Source organism: Micromonospora sp. NPDC047527, from assembly GCF_040643015.1.
GTDB lineage: Bacteria > Actinomycetota > Actinomycetes > Mycobacteriales > Micromonosporaceae > Micromonospora.
In genome coordinates this window covers 17,039-37,270 of sequence record NZ_JBEYTK010000006.1, presented here as the reverse complement: position 1 = coordinate 37,270, position 20,232 = coordinate 17,039, and the positions used below count along the sequence as shown (strand labels likewise).

At 71.2% G+C, this 20,232-nt stretch carries 20 protein-coding genes, 2 tRNA genes, 1 other RNA gene and 1 pseudogene; 14 read left to right on the top strand and 10 right to left on the bottom strand.

The window, feature by feature from the left end; all coding sequences use genetic code 11:
- Positions 1–83: 83 nt before the first annotated feature.
- Both ABZ808_RS22340 and ffs read right to left on the bottom strand, forming a co-directional pair.
- Positions 84–3,233 (bottom strand): DNA polymerase III subunit gamma and tau, encoded by a 3,150-nt coding sequence (locus ABZ808_RS22340; protein ID WP_357009663.1) that lies wholly within the window; start codon positions 3,231–3,233, stop codon positions 84–86.
- Between the two features lie 193 nt (positions 3,234–3,426).
- An RNA gene (gene ffs / locus ABZ808_RS22335) (signal recognition particle sRNA small type) lies at positions 3,427–3,516 on the bottom strand.
- Positions 3,517–3,598: 82 nt separating this feature from the next.
- Between ffs and ABZ808_RS22330 the strand changes: the two genes are divergently transcribed.
- The 6 genes and pseudogenes from ABZ808_RS22330 to ABZ808_RS22305 all read left to right on the top strand — a co-directional run bounded on the left by ABZ808_RS22330 (position 3,599) and on the right by ABZ808_RS22305 (position 6,897).
- A tRNA-Ser gene (locus tag ABZ808_RS22330) sits at positions 3,599–3,683 on the top strand.
- A gap of 76 nt (positions 3,684–3,759) precedes the next feature.
- Positions 3,760–4,596, top strand: a complete 837-nt coding sequence (locus ABZ808_RS22325) for a class I SAM-dependent methyltransferase (protein WP_357009660.1) — start codon at positions 3,760–3,762, stop codon at positions 4,594–4,596.
- Between the two features lie 639 nt (positions 4,597–5,235).
- Positions 5,236–6,027 carry a hypothetical protein gene (locus tag ABZ808_RS22320; protein WP_357009657.1) on the top strand — a complete coding sequence of 264 codons (792 nt, stop codon included), beginning with the start codon at positions 5,236–5,238 and terminating at the stop codon, positions 6,025–6,027.
- A gap of 27 nt (positions 6,028–6,054) precedes the next feature.
- Complete coding sequence (locus tag ABZ808_RS22315; RefSeq protein ID WP_357009654.1) at positions 6,055–6,582, top strand: NUDIX hydrolase; 528 nt, start codon at positions 6,055–6,057, stop codon at positions 6,580–6,582.
- A 52-nt stretch (positions 6,583–6,634) separates the two neighbouring features.
- Positions 6,635–6,715, top strand: a pseudogene (locus ABZ808_RS22310) (XRE family transcriptional regulator); the annotation flags it as partial.
- Positions 6,706–6,897 carry a DUF397 domain-containing protein gene (locus ABZ808_RS22305; RefSeq protein ID WP_357009651.1) on the top strand — a complete coding sequence of 64 codons (192 nt, stop codon included), beginning with the start codon at positions 6,706–6,708 and terminating at the stop codon, positions 6,895–6,897. The pseudogene ABZ808_RS22310 and the gene ABZ808_RS22305, both read left to right, overlap by 10 nt.
- A 203-nt stretch (positions 6,898–7,100) precedes the next feature.
- On the opposite strand, the gene ABZ808_RS22300 is transcribed toward ABZ808_RS22305, so the two are convergent.
- Complete coding sequence (locus tag ABZ808_RS22300) at positions 7,101–7,718, bottom strand: DUF1349 domain-containing protein (protein ID WP_357009649.1); 618 nt, start codon at positions 7,716–7,718, stop codon at positions 7,101–7,103.
- Positions 7,719–7,833: 115 nt separating this feature from the next.
- Here ABZ808_RS22300 and ABZ808_RS22295 point away from each other — a divergent pair, with 115 nt between their 5' ends.
- Entirely contained in the window at positions 7,834–8,388 is a 555-nt protein-coding gene (locus tag ABZ808_RS22295; RefSeq protein ID WP_357009646.1) for a hypothetical protein, read from the top strand.
- A 93-nt stretch (positions 8,389–8,481) separates the two neighbouring features.
- On the top strand, positions 8,482–8,973 hold the full coding sequence (locus tag ABZ808_RS22290; protein WP_357010706.1) for a hypothetical protein: 492 nt from the start codon (positions 8,482–8,484) through the stop codon (positions 8,971–8,973).
- A 68-nt stretch (positions 8,974–9,041) separates the two neighbouring features.
- On the opposite strand, the gene ABZ808_RS22285 is transcribed toward ABZ808_RS22290, so the two are convergent.
- Positions 9,042–9,128, bottom strand: a tRNA-Ser gene (locus tag ABZ808_RS22285).
- Positions 9,129–9,203: 75 nt separating this feature from the next.
- On the opposite strand from ABZ808_RS22285, the gene deoD reads away from it, so the two are divergent.
- The 3 genes from deoD to ABZ808_RS22270 all read left to right on the top strand — a co-directional run bounded on the left by deoD (position 9,204) and on the right by ABZ808_RS22270 (position 11,136).
- Positions 9,204–9,911: a purine-nucleoside phosphorylase gene (gene deoD / locus ABZ808_RS22280; protein ID WP_252417441.1), complete on the top strand. Its 708-nt coding sequence runs from the start codon at positions 9,204–9,206 to the stop codon at positions 9,909–9,911.
- A gap of 128 nt (positions 9,912–10,039) precedes the next feature.
- Complete coding sequence (locus ABZ808_RS22275) at positions 10,040–10,678, top strand: TetR/AcrR family transcriptional regulator (protein ID WP_357009643.1); 639 nt, start codon at positions 10,040–10,042, stop codon at positions 10,676–10,678.
- A complete protein-coding gene (locus tag ABZ808_RS22270) occupies positions 10,675–11,136 on the top strand; it encodes a thioesterase family protein (RefSeq protein WP_357009640.1) in 462 nt (153 codons plus the stop codon). The genes ABZ808_RS22275 and ABZ808_RS22270 overlap by 4 nt, the downstream gene beginning before the upstream one ends.
- 32 nt (positions 11,137–11,168) lie before the next feature.
- Here the strand turns inward: ABZ808_RS22270 and ABZ808_RS22265 are convergent, their stop codons facing one another.
- The 3 genes from ABZ808_RS22265 to ABZ808_RS22255 form a co-directional block, all read right to left on the bottom strand.
- Complete coding sequence (locus ABZ808_RS22265) at positions 11,169–11,615, bottom strand: nucleoside deaminase (RefSeq protein WP_357010704.1); 447 nt, start codon at positions 11,613–11,615, stop codon at positions 11,169–11,171.
- Positions 11,616–11,772: 157 nt separating this feature from the next.
- Complete coding sequence (locus ABZ808_RS22260) at positions 11,773–12,300, bottom strand: tRNA adenosine deaminase-associated protein (protein WP_357009637.1); 528 nt, start codon at positions 12,298–12,300, stop codon at positions 11,773–11,775.
- A gap of 398 nt (positions 12,301–12,698) precedes the next feature.
- Positions 12,699–13,037: a hypothetical protein gene (locus tag ABZ808_RS22255; RefSeq protein ID WP_357010702.1), complete on the bottom strand. Its 339-nt coding sequence runs from the start codon at positions 13,035–13,037 to the stop codon at positions 12,699–12,701.
- A 117-nt stretch (positions 13,038–13,154) separates the two neighbouring features.
- Here ABZ808_RS22255 and ABZ808_RS22250 point away from each other — a divergent pair, with 117 nt between their 5' ends.
- Positions 13,155–13,904 (top strand): M23 family metallopeptidase, encoded by a 750-nt coding sequence (locus tag ABZ808_RS22250; protein WP_357009634.1) that lies wholly within the window; start codon positions 13,155–13,157, stop codon positions 13,902–13,904.
- A gap of 29 nt (positions 13,905–13,933) precedes the next feature.
- Complete coding sequence (locus ABZ808_RS22245) at positions 13,934–15,004, top strand: PHP domain-containing protein (protein WP_357009631.1); 1,071 nt, start codon at positions 13,934–13,936, stop codon at positions 15,002–15,004.
- A gap of 142 nt (positions 15,005–15,146) precedes the next feature.
- Here ABZ808_RS22245 and ABZ808_RS22240 read toward each other — a convergent pair whose 3' ends face one another.
- Complete coding sequence (locus ABZ808_RS22240; RefSeq protein ID WP_357009628.1) at positions 15,147–16,127, bottom strand: DMT family transporter; 981 nt, start codon at positions 16,125–16,127, stop codon at positions 15,147–15,149.
- Positions 16,128–16,246: 119 nt separating this feature from the next.
- Between ABZ808_RS22240 and ABZ808_RS22235 the strand changes: the two genes are divergently transcribed.
- The gene (locus ABZ808_RS22235; protein WP_357009625.1) at positions 16,247–17,917 is read left to right on the top strand and encodes a DUF885 domain-containing protein; all 1,671 of its coding nucleotides are present in this window, start codon (positions 16,247–16,249) and stop codon (positions 17,915–17,917) included.
- A gap of 142 nt (positions 17,918–18,059) precedes the next feature.
- Here ABZ808_RS22235 and ABZ808_RS22230 read toward each other — a convergent pair whose 3' ends face one another.
- Both ABZ808_RS22230 and ABZ808_RS22225 read right to left on the bottom strand, forming a co-directional pair.
- A complete protein-coding gene (locus ABZ808_RS22230) occupies positions 18,060–19,436 on the bottom strand; it encodes a DUF6114 domain-containing protein (protein ID WP_357009623.1) in 1,377 nt (458 codons plus the stop codon).
- Positions 19,437–19,507: 71 nt separating this feature from the next.
- Entirely contained in the window at positions 19,508–20,068 is a 561-nt protein-coding gene (locus ABZ808_RS22225) for a DUF6230 family protein (protein WP_357010700.1), read from the bottom strand.
- Positions 20,069–20,232 lie beyond the last annotated feature (164 nt).

Below are 20,232 nucleotides of genomic sequence, written 5' to 3'. Positions count from 1 at the left end.
TGTGGTGCCCGGGTTGGACCTGCAACGGGTGGTTTGTCACCCACCACAACTCCGAGATCGACTGTGGGTCGGGGGGTGGTGGATCAGCGGGCGTCTACCTCGTCGATCTTTTCGGCGCCGAACGTCTCCCGAAGCAGCCGTACCGCCTGCTCCTCGCTGGACTCCCGGGCGGTCTTCTCGTCGATGACCTCGTCCAACGGCTCGTCGCCCGGGTCGAACCCCTCGTAGACAGGCGCAGCCGGCGCCGCGCCACCCGGCCTGCCACCGCGCGACGGGCCGTCGAAGTCCGGATCGTAGGGCGGCTCGCCGGCCCATTCGGCGTCGGCGACGGGCCGGGCTGCCGCTGCGGTACGCGCACCGCGCCCCGCCGCCGCCGCGCGAGCTGCGGCGATGGCGCTGCTCACCGGGGCACCACCGGCTGTCGCCGGCTGCCGGGCCGCCGGTGTCGGGTTACCCCGCACACCCGGCTTACCGCCGCCGGCAGCAGGGCCGGAACCACCTGAACCGCCTGCTCCGGTGCCATGCCCGCCCGCGCCGTTGGTGCCCGTGCCGTGCGTGCCCGTGCCGTGCCCGGCGGTGCCGTTGGTGCCCGTGCCGTGCCCTCCGGTGCCGTTGGTGCCTGTGGCGTGCCCGCCGGTCGGTGCAGGTGCCGAGCCGGAGCCGTCCAGTGCGACCCCGGAGCCCGCGCCGTTTGCGGCCGACGCGCCACCCGGACGAGCGGCCTCCGGCCAGTCCTCGTCATCCGTCGCCTCGGCAGCGGGAGCACCACCGCCGGGGCGGGCCGCTTCCGGCCAGTCGTCGTCATCTGCCAGCGCGGTGGGCGGTGCTCCACCCTCCCGGCCCGCATCGTGGCCACCGGAGCCATCCCCGCCCGTTCCGTCGGGCAGACCACCACGGGCGCCCGAGCCGGCAGCACCGGTCGGATTCGCTGGGGCAGGCGGCGCGTTGGTCGGGCCGGAAGTGGCGGCTGGGGTCCGCGCAGCAGACGGCACGCCCGTCTGAGCAGCAGCGGTGTTCATGCTCGTCGGGGCGGGCTGCACGCTCGTCGGAGCAGCAGCGGCCTGCGCGTTCGACGCGGCCGACGGCGAGCCCGACGCGGCAGTAGCGGCCTGCACATTCGACGGGCCGGCTGCGGCGCTCGGATTCGCGGGGGACGACTCGGCCGGCGCGGAGGGCGGTGCGGCGGCGCGGGGCGGGTCGGAGTGCGGTGCGGCGGCGCGGGGCGGCTCGGGCGGCGCGGCAGCGCGGGCCGGCGCGGCGGACTGCGAGCGGGGCGGACCGGACAGCGACACGCCACCGCGCTCGCCAGCTACCTCGCAGCGGATCTGCCAGCGGCCGCCCAACTCCTCGTAGAGCGCGTCGGTGAGCACCGCCGCATGGTCGGCCATCATCTTGGCCAGCACGGTGGACTTCACCGTCAGCACCAGCATGTCGCCGTCGAGTTCGCGTACCACCGCGTCGCGCATCAGTGCGGCGATCCGCTTGTTGGTGCGGTTGACCTTGCCGACCACGTCGGGCCAGACCCGGCGGACCGCGACCGCGTCCAGCGCTGCGGCGGGGGCACCCGGTCGGGGCGGCGCTGGCGTGGCCGGGTCGGGAAGCACCGCCGACGGCGGCACCACGCGACGCGGGGCCGGGGAGCCGGCGCCTGGTCCGGCGGGCGAGACGGGTGCGTCCCGGTCGGCGGATGCCTGGCCGGCGGCGGGCGGCACCGGGATCGACGCGTCGACGGCCGAGGGACGCGAGGCCGATGCGCCCGAGGCCGCCGCATGCGACGAGTCAGCACCGACGGCGGCAGCCGCGTGCGGCACCCCAGCACCGGCAGAGCCCGAGGTGTGCACGGCCGGCGCCTGCGACACCCCGGCGGCGGCAGCGGCAGCCGCGCGCGCGGCGGCAGCGCCCGAGCCGGCAGCGCCCGAGGCGGGAGTGTTGTGCGGTGCGGGCTCCGCCGGATCGACCGCCCACGGCGGTGCGGAGGTCGGGGCGTTCGCGGGTGCCGGGGTGGCGGCAGCCGGAACCGGTGGGGCGTGCTGTGGGCGTACCCCTGGGTTGGTGGCGGCGTCGGTGCCGCTCAGGGTGAGCCGGCGTTCCATGCGTTCCAGGCGCTGGAGCAGGCCGCGGGTGGAGTCGTCCGCGCCGGGCAGCAGCATCCGGGCGCAGATCAACTCCAGCAGCAGGCGGGGCGCGGTGGTGCCGCGCATCTCCACCAGGCCGTCGTGGACGATGTCGGCGCAGCGGGACAGCGTGCCCGGGCCGAGCTGTGCGGCCTGCGCGGCCATCCGCTCGATCTGGTCGGCGGGGCCGTCGATGAGGCCCTTCGCGGCGGCGTCCGGCACCTGCTGAAGCACGATCAGGTCGCGCAGCCGCTCCAGCAGATCCGACGCGAACCGGCGGGGGTCGTGCCCGGCCTCGGCCACCCGGTCGACGGTGGCGTACGCGGCGGCGCCGTCCCCGGCGGCCAGCGCGTCGCACATCTCGTCGATCAGCGCGGCGTCGGTGACCCCGAGAAGGGCTGCGGCGCGGGCGTAGCTGACGCCCTCCGGGCCGGCGCCCGCGATGAGCTGGTCGAGCACCGAGAGGCTGTCCCGGGCGCTGCCGCCACCGGCGCGGACCACCAGCGGGAACACCGCCGGCTCGACGGAGACGCCCTCGGCCTGAGTGAGTTGCTCCAGGTACGGGCGGAGCACCTTCGGCGGGATCAGCCGGAACGGGTAGTGGTGGGTCCGCGACCTGATCGTGCCGAGGACCTTCTCCGGCTCGGTGGTGGCGAAGATGAACTTGACGAACTCCGGAGGCTCCTCGACCAGCTTGAGCAGGGCGTTGAAGCCCTGGGTCGAGACCATGTGCGCCTCGTCGATCACGTAGATCTTGAAGCGGCTGCTGGCCGGCGCGAAGAAGGCGCGTTCGCGCAGCTCACGGGCGTCGTCGACACCGCCGTGGCTGGCCGCGTCGATCTCGATCACGTCGATCGAGCCGGCGCCGTCGGTGGCCAGCGAGCGGCAGGACTCGCACTTGCCGCACGGCTCGGGGGTGGGGCCCTGCTCACAGTTGAGCGAGCGGGCCAGGATCCGAGCGCTGGAGGTCTTGCCACAGCCACGTGGGCCGGAGAAGAGGTAGGCGTGGTTGAGCCGGCCGCTGCGCAGCGCCTGCGACAACGGCTCGGTGACGTGCTCCTGCCCGATGACCTCGGCGAAGGTACGCGGCCGGTACTTGCGGTAGAGCGCCAGCGTCACTCGTCCCGCCTCCTCTCGACCGAGCCATTCTGCGCCGCTCAGGCGCGGGTGACCACCCACCCCGCCGGCCCCGGCATTGGTTGCGGCGGGTTGTGGCGGGTTGATCGACTCCATATCGGCGATATGGCGGTGTCCACGGCCCGGGACAGCCCCACATCGGCGACCTGGAGTGGATCGAGGGCCCCGGAGACAAAAAGGCCTCCCGTGCACCCGGCAGAGCTCGCTTATCCTTGCTGCCTTCCGGCCCTGGGGAGGTTCACGAGATACCGCCGCACGGGAGGTGACGCCCAGCCTACCCGACGACCCGTCGATCTTCAGGGGGTGGTGGGGTGGCCCGGCCGGCGAAGGCCTGTATCCTGGCTCGCGGAGGATTCGCCTAGAGGCCTAGGGCGCACGCTTGGAAAGCGTGTTGGGTTTACACCCTCACGAGTTCGAATCTCGTATCCTCCGCTCATCTGAGCAGCACCAACGCCCGGCAGACCATTATCGGTCGGCCGGGCGTTGGTCTTGTGGTCTCATCGATGCCGTGACGGACGCGGTGTGGCAGTGGGACGAGACGTTGTACGCGGGCAGCGCGAGCCACTACAGCGTCGGGCGCATGCCCTACCCGCCCAGCCTCGTGGAAGCGGTCGGCAAGGAACTCGACCTCGACGGCACCGGCCGGCTCCTGGACGTCGGCTGCGGGCCGGGGTCGTTGACGCTCCTGTTCGCGCCCCGGTTCGAGGCGGCGGTGGGCGTCGACGCCGACCGGGGCATGATCGACGAGGCGCGGCGCAGGGCAGCCGAGGCCGGGGCCACCACCGTCGAGTGGCGGCACCTGCGCGCCGAGTCGCTGCCGGCCGATTTGGGTACGTTCCGGGTGGTCACGTTCGCCCAGTCGTTCCACTGGATGGACCGGCCGCTCGTGGCCCGGCGGGTCCGCGACATGCTCGCGCCCGACGGGGCCTGGGTCCACGTCCACGCCAACACCCACCAGGGCGTGACCGGGGACGACCTGCTGCCGCACCCCCGGCCGCCGTGGCAGCAGATCGACGAGCTCGTTGCGAGTTACCTGGGGCCGGTACGCCGAGCCGGCCAGGGTTGGCTGCCCGCCGGCACCCCGGGCGGCGAAGACGAGATCATGCGGCAGGCGGGCTTCACCGACCCGACCCGCATCGAGGTCGACCCCGCGATGGTCGTGGAACGCTCCGTCGACGAGGTCATGTCGGCGGTGTTCTCGCTGTCCAGCTCGGCGCCGCACCTGTTCGGCGAACAGTTCCCCGCGTTCGAGGCGGACCTACGTCACCTCCTGATGACGGCGGCACGCGATGGCCTGTTCGCCGAGCGACGGCGCGAGGTCGCCGTGTCGATCTGGCGTCTCTGACACCGGCCCGATATGCGCGACACGTATACCGGTTCCGGCCTACGGAGGATTGAATGAGCGTGATCCGGGCCGCGCTACCCGAGGGAGCCGCCGACCATGACGGGAACGCGCTCGCACTGCCCCCGGTGCGGCGGCCGGCTCGCTCGTGACAATGACACCGGACGCTGCGCGCCCTGCCGAGCGGCAGAGCGGGATCGCGTCGGCGCCCCGCCAACGGTGCCGGCAGGCTTCTGGGACCATCCGCCGCTGCGGCAGGCGCTGGCCGGGCGGCACCTTGGGCAGGCGTTCCGCGCCTACCGCTGCCACCCCTACCACGGCCGCAGCCCTTTGGCTCAGACCGTCGTCGCCCGATGGCTCGGCCTCACCCAAGCCCAACTGAGCAGGCTCGAAACTGGGCCGCCCATTGTCCACCTCGACCGCCTTACGCACTGGGCGCAGCTTCTGCACATCCCTGCCCAGTACCTGTGGTTCCGGCTCCCGAGCGGTCATGAGGGCGGGGCAGAGGTGACGGATCGGCTCCAGGAACCTGATCCTCACCTCCTGCGATCGATGCGGGTTGCGGATCGGATGATCGGCGGCAGCTGCCTGTACCCGGCTGTAGCCGCTCGCCTCGCCTCGGGTCGCTTGCCTCGGCTGGAGATGGCAGAAGAGCCAGTCCCGAAACCGACGCTGGCCGCGGTCGCTGCCCTACACGAGATGGCGGGCTGGATGGCCCATGATTCCGGCGCAGACTCGCTGGCCCGCAAACATCTGGGGGATGCCCTCCGATTCGCGCGGGCGAGCGGAGACACGCACATCGGCGCACAGGTACGAGCGAGTCTGAGCCATCTCGCTTCTCACCGTGGCGATGCGGTCGCCGCAATATCGCACGCCAGAGAAGGCCTGGGTCTTCTCCAGACGGGTCCACCACATGGCCGACTCACTGCCCGGCTCCTCGCGTTACACGCCCGCGGCCTCGTCAGCACAGGCAAGGCGCTTGAGGCACACGACGCCCTGACTGCGGCAGAGGCTGTGCTTGGGGCCGAGAGCGGCCATACACCGGCGTGGCTGAGTCCCTTCGACACGACGTCATTCGCGATCGAGGCGGCGCGTTGCTTCCTGCGCATGGGTGACCTCGATGAGACCCAGGCGAGGCTCCGGGAAGTACTGACCGATCCACCGGGGCGACGGGTGAGGAGTAGGGCGTTTGCGCAGCTCCTACTGGCTACGGCGCTGATCGGCAAGGGACAGATCGAGGAGGCGTGTGCGCTGACCCACGAGGCTCTGGACGAAACGGCCGGCCTCGGCTCGCTCGTCGTCGTAGATCACCTACGGCATGTGGCTGTGTTGCTCCGGCCGAGAGGGGCAACGGTGGTCGAAGCTCCACCGCTACTCGACCGGCTTCAGTGCGCGATCCGAGAGCGGGCGTGGATCGGCGTGCCCGCGCCCTAGCAATAGGGGGCGTCAACAATGGCACGCATGACGGATGAACGTCCGCTCTACGAGCGGGATCCGGTGGCCTGGCGAGCGCACCTCGCGGAGGGCAACGCGAAGCAGGCTCGAAAGAGAGTCGGCGCGGACGTCCTGATCCGCAACGCCCTGGGGGACGTGCTACTGGTCAATCCCCGCTACAAGCCCGACTGGGATCTGCCCGGCGGCATGGTGGAGGCGAACGAGCCACCCGATCATGCAGCCGAACGAGAAGTGCGGGAGGAACTCGGTCTCCACCTGCGGGTGGGGGCGTTACTCGTGATCGACTGGGTGGCGCCACACGGCCCGTGGGACGACAGCCTCATGTTCGTCTTCAACGGCGGCACGATCGCTGAGGGCTCACCAACTCCACAGCCATTGGACGGCGAACTGCTCGCGTGCCAGTTCACCCCCCTCACGCAAGCACGCAGCATGCTCCGGCCGTATCTGTGGGATCGACTCGACCAGGCCGTAGCTGCCGCGTTGACCGGAGCACCCAGGTACCTCACAAACGGCCGGCCGCGAGACAGCGCTTAGACCGAGAGCAGTGCCAGCTCAAACCGCCGCCGCAACGGCCATGACCGCGGCATGGGAGAACGTGCGCGGCGAGGCGTTGTCCCACTGGCAGTCGGTCGATCTGATGATGGAAGTGGCGGAGACATGGAACTGAACGGCGCGAGGTGGCGCAAGAGCAGCCGCAGCAGCGGCAACGGCGGCGCGTGTGTCGAGGTCGCCGACAATCTGCCCGGCGTGATCGGCGTACGGGATTCGAAGGACCCGAGCGGGCCGGTGCTCGCCGTCGCGCCGACGGCCTGGCGCGCGTTCGTCGCGCACATCGCCCATCGCGCCTGACTGCGGGCGGCCCAACACGAGATCTTGGACAGTTTCCGTCAGGTGGGCGGGCTCAACCGGTGGACGGAAACTGTCCAAGATTCGCGTCAGTTCACCGTCCCCGCCGACCCGCAGGTCGAGCTAGCCGGGGATCGGCGCTGACGCCGCGCGGATTCCGTCGTACACATGTTCTATCCACAGGCTGTGGACAGCGGCGGCCTGGGTCAGGAGCCGTCGCGGAGGTCGGCGAGGCGTTCGGCCCGGAAGCGGATCTCGTCGAAGGTCACGCCGCACCCCTCGCCGGTCGGTGACTGGCCCGCGAACCCGATCCGGTCGCGGGACGTCTCGCCGTCGAAGCCGAACACGCGGATCAACTGCCAGGTCCGACCGTCGAGTGAGGCGTGGTACGCGTAGACCCGCCCGATTCGCGAGACCCGCAGCCACACCGACCGGTCGGCCACGACGAAGGCGTTCGCGTCGTCGGCAACGCCCCGGCAGATGACGGACACGATCATGGGCTCTGCCTCGGGCGAGAACTCGAAGCACAACTTGCCCCAGCAGCGCTCGTCACGCCAGAGCATGAGCACCCCGGCGTCGAAGGTCGCGCCGAAGGCCACGGTGACCCGTGCGCTGAACTGGAAGTCGCCCTCCGGCGGCAGGTCGCCGAGCAGCGTCGCCGCGTTGAGGACGGGCTCGACGCTGCCACTCGGGTCGATGAAGATGTCCGTACGCGGCTGCGCCGACACCGTCACGGCACCGTTCGCCTCGTCGACCCGCCAGAGCGCCGCGGACGAGGGCGTGAGTGGGGACGGCATACCGGGGACGGTCAGTTGATCAGCCACGCTAGAACGGTACAGCGGGACCCGCTCGACGGGTACGGTCCGGGGATCGACGCCGGCCGGCCGGAATCCGTCGTACACATGTTCTATCCACAGCCTGTGGACGGCGGAGGGATCGATGGCTTACCAGCTCAGCGCGGTCGTCGCGGACGTCGAACTGCTCCGCGAGCACACCGCCGAGCTGGATCACGCAGTCCTCGGAGGGCTGCGCCAGGACTTCGCGCTGCTGCCGGTGACCCCGCAGTTGGTGGTGGAGCTGACCGGGTCACTGCCGGACTTCGCGGTCGAGGACCGCAGCGCCGAGCACCCGTTCGACCTGGTGCTGTCGCCAACGCTGACCGAGCTGCTGACCGGCTGGTCGCAGTCGGGGCCGGTGGCGTACGTCGAAGCGGAGTTTGGCGGTGGCGCCGGCTACCAGTCGGCGGCGGTGTGGCTCGGTGGCGCGGTGTCGTGGGGTCCGCAGTTCGACGACGTGTTGGACGCGCCGCGCGAGCAGTGGCCGATCAACGCGGCGCTGATTCGGCTCGGCGTCGAGCGGGGCACGTGGATCGACCCGTTCGCCGAGGTGGGCCTGCACCTGGAGCGAAACACCGACGGCTGGCTGGCGCACGGGCGGCGGCGGCTCAGCGCCGACTACTGGGACGAGCTGGTCGAGCAGTGGGAAAACCAGTAATCCGGCGACGGGCAGCAACCTGAACGCCCTGGTCCCGTTGTGGACCAGGGGGATTCCATGAAATTGCGACAATTCACGTTTATTGCCACGCTGATGGCTGCTGCCTCGATCGCCGGCAGCGGCGCGCCACCACCCGGGCCAATCCCGGCGAACCGGCCCGCCGGCAACGAGATCGTCGACCTGAACGGCCTGCGCAACATCGAGTTCGGCGACACCGAGGACGAGCTGACCCGGCGGGGCATCCTGCGTACCGACCTGGACGGCTGCGGCCCGCTGCTGACCGGCCACGACACGGTGAGCCCGGTCTTCGTCGAGGCCAAACTGGTGCTGCTGTGGGCCGGCGACCCGATGCGGACACCCGAGGGCATCACGGCCGGCTCACCCGTCGACCAGGTCTGGGCCCGCTATCCGTGGGTCACCCGACTGCCCGCTCCACGGGGGACGCACCGGCTCGACGGGCTGCTCGCCCGCACCGGCGACCGCGCGTACCTCTTCCTGCACGACGGGCGCACCGTCCGGAAAACCATCGCCGGGTACGCCGACTGGGCCCGCCGCCTCTTCGACGAGGGCGCGGGCCCCTGCTGACCCGACCAGACAAGCTCGAACGCCCGGCCGATCCTCGCGGACCTGCCGGGCGTTCGAGCTGTTCAGAGCGGTGGCGGAGGGATTTGAACCCTCGGAGGGCGTAAACCCTCACACGCTTTCGAGGCGTGCTCCTTAGGCCGCTCGGACACGCCACCGCCGACGAGGGTACAGGACCGCTGGTTCCGACGCCGAACCGGTATCACCGGAGTCGGCCTGGCAGGATCTTTGCCATGAGTACGCACATCGGCGCGAAGCCGGGCGAGATCGCCGAGCGGGTCCTGATGCCGGGCGACCCGCTGCGGGCCAAGTGGATCGCGGAGACCTACCTCGAGGGTGCCACCTGCTACTCGACGGTCCGGGGCATGTTGGGCTTCACCGGCCGCTGGAACGGCGTCGAGGTGTCCGTCCAGGGCTCCGGCATGGGCATGCCGTCGGCCTCCATCTACGCCCACGAGCTGATCAACGAGTACGGCGTGAAGACGCTGATCCGGGTCGGCTCCTGCGGTGCTCTCAGCACCGACCTGCAACTGCGGGACGTGGTCGCGGCGATCGGGTCGTCGACCGACTCGAACATGAACCGGATGCGTTTCGACGGGTTGATCGACTACGCGCCGGTGGCCGATTTCGGGCTGCTGCGTACCTCGGTCGAGGTTGCCGAGCGGCGCGGCATCGCCATGCGCGTCGGGCCGATCCTGGCGGCGGATGCCTTCTACACCGACCGGCCGGACCTTTACGACACGCTCGCCGACTACGGCGTGCTGGCGGTGGAGATGGAGTCGGCGGCGCTCTACACGATCGCCGCCCGGTTCAAGGCTCGCGCGCTGACCGTGTTGACCGTCAGCGACCACATCAAGACCGGCGAGAAGACCACGTCGGAGGAGCGGGAGCAGACCTTCAGCCAGATGGTCGAGATCGCCCTCGACACGATCATCGCCTGACCCTTCGCCCTACCCGCCGCCCCGTCGTCCCGTCCGGACGGCGGGGCGGCGTGCTGCGTGCCAACGGGTGACGACAGTCACTGAGGAAAACAACACGACCGGTCGTGCTTATTGAGTACGGTGTCGACATGACCGCCGACGGACGCCTCGCCCGGGGAGAGCGCAGCCGCAACGCCGCGCTGGACGCGGCCGTGGTGCTCGCCACCGAGGCCGGCCTGGATGGGCTCAGCCTCGCCCAACTCGCCGACACGCTCGGGGTGAGCAAGTCTGGCCTCTTCGCGCACTGGCGGTCGAAGGAGGCGCTCCAGCTCGCCGCGATCGACCGCGCGGTGACGCTCTGGCAGGAGCGGGTCATCGCACCGGCGCTGCTCGCCCCACCGGGCGTACGGCGGCTCCACGCCCTGCACGACGCCCGCCTGGACTTCTACGCCACCGGCGTGCTCCCCGGTGGCTGCTTCTTCGCCAACACCCAGTTCGAATTCAACGCCCGTCCCGGCCCGGTCCGCGACCGGCTCGCCGAGACGTACCGCCAGTGGACGGCGTACCTCGAACGCCTCGTCCAGCAGGCGGTCGACGCCGGCGAACTCCCCGCCGACCTGGACGTCCCGCAGCTGGCGTACGAAATCGACGCGCTCGGGATGGCAGCCGCGATGAACTCCCGGATGCTCGACCCGGACGCCGCCTACCGGCACGCCCGCGCCGGCCTGCTGAACCGCCTGCGGGCGCTCTGCCCCGACCCGAACCTGCTAACGGAAGGCCCCTCATGAGCAACGCCGTCGCCGACCAACCCGCCGTCGACTTCGGGCACGTCGAGCACGTCACGGTGCACTTCGACGACCTCGACGCGATGGGCATCCTGCACAACGCCCGGTACGCGGTGCTGCTGGAACGGGCCCTGACGCCGTACTGGACCGAGCGAGGGCTGGCCTACCGGGGCAGCGCCACCCCGCCGGACCTGTTCCACGCGGTCCGCGAGTTCACCATCAGCTACCGGGCGCCGATCGTCACCACCGGGCCGGTGGCAGTGCACTTCTGGCTTGAGAACTTCGGCACCAGCAGCGCCGAGTACGGCTTCCAGTTCCGCTCGGTCGACGGCGGCACGGTGCACGCCGAGGGACGACGGGTGATCGTTCGCCTCGACCCGGCGACGCTGCGGCCGGCGCCGTGGACCGAGGCCGCGCGGGCCGTGGCCGCCACCCTGCTCCGCCCCGACGCCGTGGCCTGACCTGAGCAGCGTCCCGTCCCAAGGGGGAGGGATCAGCGGAAGAACGCCCGCAGGACGGCGGCGGTTTCGGCCTCCAGCACGCCGCCGTACACCTCGGGTCGGTGGTTGAGCCGGCGGTCGCGCAGCACGTCCCAGAGGGAGCCGGCCGCGCCGGTCTTGGGTTCCCAGGCACCGAAGACGACGGTGGAGATCCTGGCCAGCACCAGCGCCCCCGCGCACATGGTGCACGGCTCCAGGGTGACCACCAGGGTGCAGCCGTCGAGCCGCCACCGGCCGGCGCGTTCGGCACCCCGGCGCAGGGCCAGCACCTCGGCGTGGGCGGTCGGGTCGCCGGTCAACTCCCGCTCGTTGCGTCCGATCGCGAGTTCGGTGCCGTCCGGCCCGTAGAGCACCGCACCCACCGGCACGTCGTCGACGTCGACTGCGCCCACGTCGTCGACGGCGGGGCCGGTGACGGCGACCTCCAGGGCCCGGCGCATCCACAGTTCGTGTCGCTGCCGCCGGCCAATCTGCCCCGGCTCGGCCAGCCCTTCGTGAGCACCCGGCCCGGCATGGCCAAGCACGCCAGTCGTCTCCAGCAAAGGATCCGTGGCGTCGGCCGGCTCCGCGCCGCCGGTCGGCACCGACCCGAGCGGATCAGACCTCACGCAGCTCCTCGACCTCGTCGGAGCAGCCGAGCACCTCGCAGATCTCGGCGGTGACGTCCGCCGGCAGCATCCCCTCGTGGGTGCAGAGGTTCAGCAGCTTCTGCGCCGAGATGCCCAGGTTGGCCAGCAGGTCGGCCTCACCCACCGGGTCGGCCTCCGGGTCGACGGCGGGTTGTTCGCTCTCCTCGTCGCCGCTGGTCGCCGGTCGCGGCTCGTCGTCGCCGTCGAGCCCGGTGACCGAGGTCTTCAGGTCACCGACCAGCAACTGACCCAGCCGGGACTCCTCGGCGAACGCGGAATCCGACCCGAAGACCCGCAGGTCCTCGCCCTCGTCGAGACGCAGGATCACCAGATAGGCGTCATCGGCCTCGACGAAGAGCAGCGACACGTCGGCTTCCTGGTCGACATCGCGCAGCCGGTCGGCGACCTCGTCGATGTCAGTGGCGCCCCGCAGGTTGACCTCAGCGGCGGTCCAGCCACTGTCGTCGCGCACCACGGCCGCAGCGAAGTACGACACGGTCCCCCCAATAGCCCTCGGCACAGCGCCGACTCGTTACGCGTGCACGTTAGCCGGTCGGGTCGGCAGGCGACCGGTCAACGCCCCGACAGGCCGGCCAAACCTGACAAAATCGGGATCAGCCGGCAACCCGACGGCGGGTGGCGATGAGCTGGCGTAGACGCTCCGTGCGCAAACGCTGCGGCCGGGTGCGCTGTCGTACCGACCGGGCGCCCGCCAACTCGGCGAGCAACTGGAGGCGACGGCGGTTTCGATCCGGGTCCTGCCGCGGATTGGTCCAGGCCATACCGCCGAGCGTGCCGAGTCTCGGCGGCCACGTCAAGACGGCGTTCGCTACGCAGCCAACCGGGCACGCGACGCAGTCATCCACGCCCGTTACGGGTGTCTGTGCGGCCCATTCACCACAGCGGCCAGTCGCCGGTGCCCGCCCAGCGGACCGCCACCACGGCGGCGGCGATGCTCCAGCCACCGGCGGTGACGATGGCTACGCCGGTGCCCACCCCCCGATCGCCGTGGCGGACCAACACCAGGGCGGTCAGCCAGGCCAGCAGACCGGCGATCAGCGTCCACCACGCGTAGCTGGCCACGTCGGTGCCGAGCAGGCCGAACAGCACCAGCCAACTGGCCGCCGCGCCGCCGCCGATCGCGACACCGCCGCCGGTCACCGGGTGCGGTTCGCGGTAGGTGGGCCTGGTCGGTGGCCCGGCCGGAAAGAGCCCCGAGGGGGTACGCGTCATCGGGGGTGCGGCGAAGCCGGGACCCGGGTCGGGGCCGGGCTGGGCGATGGTCACCGTCGCTGCCCTCCCCTCCGCTCGTCATTCGTGCCCACCGTACCGGTCTGCCAGGATGACCGGATGTCCTCGCCGACGATCCGCCGCGTGCGTTCGGCGTACCCGATTCTGCTGCTGCTCGCCCCGGTGCTGGCCGCCGGCTGCGCAACCACCCGGCCGGGAGTGCCTCCGGAGGGCGCCGGGCCGACGGCACCGTCGGTCTGGGAGACCGGCGAGCAGCCGGCGGCGCCGTCGTCGAGCGGGCCGACCAGCCCGGCGCCGTCGTCGGCCGGGCCGTCGTCGACCGCGCCCCGCGCGGGGCTGCGGCACGTCTTTCCGGTACGCGCCGACGACGTCGCCTATCACCCGACGCACGGGGCGTACCCGGCGACGGACATCTTCGCCGACTGCGGTGAGCCGTTCGTCGCGGTGACCGACGGGACGGTGCTGGAGGTGAGTCGCGTCGACAAGTACCGCAAGCGTGGGCCGCAGGGTCCGGACAACGGCGGCCTTTCGGTGGCCCTGCTCGGTGACGACGGGGTGCGCTACTACGGCTCGCACCTGAGCGTCGTGGCCACGGGCATCGACGCCGGGGTGCGGGTCCGCGCCGGGCAGCAGCTCGGCAAGGTGGGCCGCACCGGCAACGCGAACAACGTCTGTCACGTGCACTTCGGCATCTCACCGCCGTGTCCCGGCAAGGACGGCTGGTGGATCCGGCGCGGCGTGCTGTGGCCGGCGCGCTACCTGGACTCGTGGCGACGCGGCGGCAATCGGGAACCGGCCGCCGAGGTGACCGCGTGGCAGCGCGAACACGGCTGTCCGAAGGCTCCCTGACGAGCCCCGCACCCGCTAGGTTCGGTGGGATGAACGCCCGGGACCCCATCGCCGACCTACGCCGGATCGCGTTCCTGTTGGAGCGGGCGAACGAGGCCACGTACCGGGTGCGGGCGTTTCGGTCGGCGGCGAAGGCGCTCGCCGGCCTGCCGTCGGCCGAGGTTGCCGAGCGGGCCGGCAACGGCACGCTCACCGAGTTGGCCGGGGTGGGCGACGTGACGGCCCGGTGCGTGGCGGAGTCCCTGGCCGGTGAGGAGCCGGTCTATCTGCGCCGGCTGGTGGCGACCGAGGGCAGCGACCTGGATGCCGAGGCCACGGCGCTGCGCGCCGCCCTGCGCGGCGACTGCCACACGCACTCCGACTGGTCCGACGGCGGCTCACCCATCGAGGAGATGGCGCTGGCCGCGGTGGAGTTGGGCCACGAATACCTGGTGTTGACCGACCATTCGCCCCGGCTGAAGGTGGCGCGCGGGTTGACCGCCGACCGGCTGCGTCGTCAGTTGGACCACGTGGCGCAGGTCAACGCGGCCCTGCCGGAGGGTTTCCGGATCCTGACCGGGATCGAGGTGGACATCCTCGCCGACGGCTCGTTGGATCAGGATGACGAGTTGCTCGCCCGGTTGGACGTGGTGGTGGGGTCGGTGCACAGCGGCCTGAACGACGAGCGGGCGAAGATGACCCGGCGGATGCTGACCGCGGTCGCCAACCCGCACCTGGACATTCTCGGTCACTGCACCGGGCGGATGGTGTCGTCCCGACCGGCCGGGGTGACCGGGCCGGGTGATCGGGGGCATCGGGCCCGGACCCGCGGCGAGAGCGACTTCGACGCGGACGCGGTCTTCGCCGCCTGCGCGGAGCATGACACCGCCGTCGAGATCAACTCCCGGCCGGAGCGGCAGGACCCGCCGAAGCGGCTGATCCGCCGCGCCCTGGAGGCCGGCTGCCGATTCGCGATCGACACGGACGCGCACGCGCCCGGTCAGCTCGACTGGCAGCGGTTCGGCTGCGAGCGGGCCGCCCGCTGCGGCGTCCCGGCCGACCGGGTGGTCAACACCTGGTCGGCCGAGCAACTCGTGGAGTGGACGCACAACCGGGCCTGACCAACAGCGCGGTCTCGGGCCGTGATCGACTCGCTTTCCTTGAAATCGGGGTGTCCAAGTACGCCGGACACCCCGATTTCCATGAAGCCGAGTCGATCACGCTCGGGACGGCCGGGCGACGCGCCGCCGGACGCAGGCGGGCTCAGTTGCGGGCGGGCTCAACGGCGGGCGCGGCGGGCGCACCGAGACCGACCACCGGGCGGGGCTTCCGGCGGCCGAGGACACCCTGCGCGACCGCGACACCCAGCAGCACGATGAGCGCGCCGACCGGTTGGTGCCAGTTGAGCCGCTCGTCGAGCACGACGGCGCCGATCAGCACCGCGAAGATCGGGATCAGGTAGGTGACCGTGGACGCGGTGCTCGCGCCCGCCACCCGGATGTTGCGGATGTTGATCACGAAGGCGAGCCCGGTGCCGAGGGCACCGAGAGCCAACACGCTGGCCACCACCTTCGCCGACAGGTCGGTGGGCAGCGGCGGGGCACCCGCCACGAACGGGGTGACGACGGCCAGTTGCCCGGCGGCGAGCAGCAACTGCGCCGTGGAGAGCGACAGGCCGGAGTGTGCGCTGCCGGCGACGAACCGCTTCTGGTACGGGATGGCGACGCCGTAGCAGGCCGCCGCGCCGAAGCACATCAACTGCCCGACGAAGTGCGCGCCGCCGATGCCTTCCCAGACCCCGAGCACCACGAGTACGCCGAGGAAGCCCAACCCGAGCCCGACCGCACGGCGCACGGTCAGCCGCTCGGTGCGAAAGACCAGCACCGCCAGCGGCAGCACGATCAGCGGAGTGGTGGCGTTCCAGATGCCGGCCAGCATCGACTCGACCCGTTGCTCGCCGTAGCCGAAGAGGGTGAACGGCACGGCCACGCCGAACGCGGCGACGACGAACAGGTGTGCCCACACCCGAGGCTCGTGCGGGAGCCGGTCGCGCAGCACCGCGAGGACGACCAACAGGGTCAGCGCGCCCGCGACGACCCGATAGAGGGTGAGCTGGACCGGGTGCAGCTCGGCCACCCCGATCTTGATGAAAAGAAAGCTGGAACCCCAGATGGCGGCGAGTGCGAGGAAGCCCGGCAGCCACGTCCGCAGTGGCGCCTTGTCAGGGGCGATATCGGTGGTCACCCCTGACACTCTGCCGGAAGGGTGTGACAAAGTCGCGGGACTTTCGAACCCCGGATCTGCCGCTTGAACACGCCAAACGCCATCGACAGCGGGGAGGGGTGGTCACGTAGTGTCGCAGCGTGGGACAAATTGATGAACTCGCCAACCGCTACGTAGCCGAGTGGGCGCCGTTGAGCCCCACCGGCGCGACCCATGTCGGCATCGCCGGCCATGACGACCAGCTCGACGACCTCTCCCCCGAGGGTTACCGGGCACGCGCCGACCTGACCCGCCGGACGCTCACCGAGCTTGAGGTCACCGAGCCGGACACCGAGGCGGAGCGCACCGCCAAGGAGGCCATGCAGGAACGACTCGGCCTCGACCTGGCCCGGTACGACGCTGGTGAGGCGACCAGCGAGATCAGCGTCATCACGAGTGGGCTGCACGAGATCCGCATGGTGTTCGACCTGATGCCGACCGCGACGGCCGACGCGCAGGCCAACATCGCCGCCCGGCTCAACGGCCTCGCCGGTGCGCTGGAGGGCTACAAGACCACCCTGCGCGAGGCGCTCTCCGCCGGCCACGTCAGCTCGAAGGTGCAGCTGGTCGAGGTGGCCAAGCAGTGCGACATCTGGACCGACCCGAACGGGGACAACTTCTTCCACGGGCTCGTCGAGCGACTGGGAGCGGACGGCACGCTCGGCGCGGAACTGCGTCGGGGCGCGGCGGCGGCCACTGCGGCGACCGCCGAGTTCGGCCAGTTCCTGCGCGCCGAGTTGGCGCCGCACGGGCGGGACAAGCAGGCCGCCGGCCGTGAACGCTACGAGCTGGCCTCGCAGTACTTCCTCGGCGCGAAGGTCGACCTGGACGAGACGTACGCCTGGGGGTTCGCGGAGTTGGCCCGCCTGGAGGCGGAGATGCGGGTCGTCGCCGGACGTATCGCCGGCTCGGGCGCCACCGTCGCCGAGGCCGTGGCCAAGCTGGACGCCGACCCGGCGCGGACCATCCGGGGCAAGGAGGCGTTCCGCGACTGGATGCAGGCGCTCGCCGACAAGGCGATCACCGAGCTGAACGGGACGCACTTCGACATCCCCGAGCAGGTCCACCGGATCGAGTGCTGCCTCGCCCCGACCAGCGACGGCGCCATCTACTACACCGGGCCGAGCGAGGACTTCTCCCGTCCTGGCCGCATGTGGTGGGCGGTGCCGCAGGGGATCACCGACTTCTCCACCTGGCGGGAGGTGACGACGGTCTACCACGAGGGCGTGCCGGGTCACCACCTCCAGGTGGCGCAGACCGCCGTCCGCGCCGACCTGCTCAACCGTTGGCAGCGGCTGCTCTGCTGGGTCTCCGGTCACGGCGAGGGTTGGGCGCTCTACTCGGAGCGGCTGATGGACGAGCTCGGCTACCTGGAGGACCCGGGCGACAAGCTGGGAATGCTCGACGGCCAGGCGATGCGCGCCGCCCGGGTCATCGTCGACATCGGCATGCACCTGGAGTTGGAGATCCCGAAGGACAATCCGTTCGACTTCCACCCGGGTGAGCGGTGGACGCCCGAGCTGGGCTGGGAGTTCATGCGGGCGCACTGCCGGGTTCCGGACGAGAACCTGCGCTTCGAGCTGAACCGCTACCTGGGCTGGCCGGGGCAGGCGCCGTCGTACAAGGTCGGTGAGCGGATCTGGCTGCAGGCGCGCGAGGACGCGAAGGCCCGCAAGGGCGCTGAGTTCGACCTGCGGGAGTTCCACCGCCAGGCGTTGGACCTGGGCGCGCTGGGCCTCGACCCGCTACGCAAGGCGCTGGCCCGGCTCTGAGCCGGCGACGGTCCCGGGCACCGGCGGTACGTCCGTCGGCGCCCCGGAACCAGCGCGGTCACGCTTCGGTGCGGCGGGAGACGGCGGTCCGTTGTCGACGCAGCGGGGCGCGGCGGCCGGGCCGGGTCGGCGGACGTGCCGCTCAGCCGAGGGTCAGCGCCAACGCCGGCCGGGCGGTGAGCGTGTTGCTCGTGACGAACGCCAGGTCGATGACCGGGTCGGTGAACGAGACCGGGATGGGCAACGTGACCGGGAGACCGTCGGGGAACGGCAGGTCCGGAGTCAGAGTGATCTTGATGCCGGCCAGCTTGCCGACGAATCGGGTGGAGTAGAAGGCCACGTCGCCGCGGACCGTCAGGCGATCGGTCGCGTACCGCTGGGTGCGCCCCCGGGGACCGTCCGCGGTCAGCAGGAAGTCGTCGGTCACGGCCTCCTTCATGCTGAACTTCAGCACCTTCAGGGCGCCCTTCTCGGTCTGCAGGTCGGTGATCCCCTCGAACCGGAGCCCGGTCATGGTGACCTTGGATCCGGTGAGCTTCGACGGCCTCTGGGCCACCCTGGGCAGACCCGGGTCGGCGGCGATGCGCGGCAGCGGCTTGCCCGGCTCCACCTTGTCCGGCTTCTCGGGAGTCGTCGTGCCCGGCTTACCGGGCTGGGCCGGCGACGGGCAGGCCGTGGGCTTGGGCCGGGCCGTCGGTGTGCTGGTCGGCGTGACGGTCGGGCTCGCCGACGGCGTCGGGGTGGCCTTACGGCGTCCACCGGTGAACAGGTCGCCGATCCCGTCCAGGATGTCCGTGATGATGTTGCCGTTCCGCTCGGGGCTCGCGCTCGGGGTCGGCGTCGCGGCGCTGGAACTGGGCGACGGCCTGACCGACTGGGACGGGGTGGGGCAGGCGCTCGCGGCAGGCCGGGTCGGTGCGGCCTGCACCGCTCGGGGCTGGGTTGCCAGGCCGGCGGTGGCGAGACCGAGCACCACCAGCACGATGCCAAAGGCACGCGGATCGGCGGATCGCTTGGGCCACGCGGGCTGAGGGCTCGCGTCGGCCGGATCCATGACCGGCTGCTCAGCGGTCGGCTGCTCAGCGGTCGGCTCCTCCGCGTCGGCCTGGTCGGCTGGGGGTGCCGCCGTGCGGGAGGGCGTCCACGCGAAGGCGAGCGCGCTGCCGACGATGCCGAGCAACAGGCCGACGAAGAAGCCGCCGAGGTTGAGCCCGATCAGTGAGTAGACCGCCGTGACCGCCGCGACGATCGAGTAGAACAGCCGCTGCGCGGGGCTGAGCCAGATCAGCAGGCCGCAGGTCACCAGGATGACCGGGATCAGCAGCGAGAGCAGACCGCTGGCTCCGCTGTGGAAGCTCAGGCCGTTGATGGTCATGCGCGTGGAGGCGAACATCTCCACACCGGCCAGGATGGTGAAGAGGCCGCCCCAGAACGGTCGGCTCCGCTGCCAACGGCGGAAGCTTCGCCACGCCTGGGCCGCACTGCTGGGACGGGCGTGGGACGGGTTGGCGGTTGTCACGTACTCCTCCTGGCGGAGCGGGGACGGGGGTGGCGGCCCGCGATGGCAGACATCGCGGGCCGGCGCTCAGCTCAGAAGCACTCCTTGCCCTTGGCGTCCTCGCCCACGTTGACCTTGAGTCGGAGGCCGACCAGGTTGAAGGTGGCCGCGGTGGTGTACCGGGACACCTGCTGCAGGTTGCGGATGCTGACGTGTTCGGAGTTCTGGCCGAACGAACCCTTCTGCGCCGTCGGGTTCAGGTCGGTGGCGTCGCGGCCGATCTGGATGTTGGAGAAGGTCGCGTTGCCGTTCAGCGAGTCCATCGCGATCATCAGGTTCTTGGCGCGTACGGGCTCCTTGCCCTCACCGGCGTTGATGGTGAGCACCACCGGCAGGCCGGGCAGGTCGGCGCGGACGGACTGGCAGAGGTTGTACAGCTCTGCGCTGCTGATCTCGGAGAGCGCGACCGGGTGCACCTGGCCGTCCTTGCCCTTCTCGCGGACGATCCCGCCGTACTGCTTGAAGCCGTCGCCCTCCAGGCGGTCCGCGCCGATCTTGAACGTCTGCCCGGACACGGTGATGTCGGACGCGATCGCGCCGCTCGACATGCCGAACAGGATGACGCCGACGGCAGCCGTGGCGGGCACCATCATGGCGGCGAACCGACGCCACCGGGTACGACCCTGATTGTCCTGCACCGGTTCCTCCTCGAGTGGATGTGCGCGGGGCCGGTCCCGAACCGGAGGCCGCGCCGGGCCCGTCGCTGTTACCGGCAGGTAACGATCGGGCTTGATGGTGCACCCGTTGCGACGCGGCT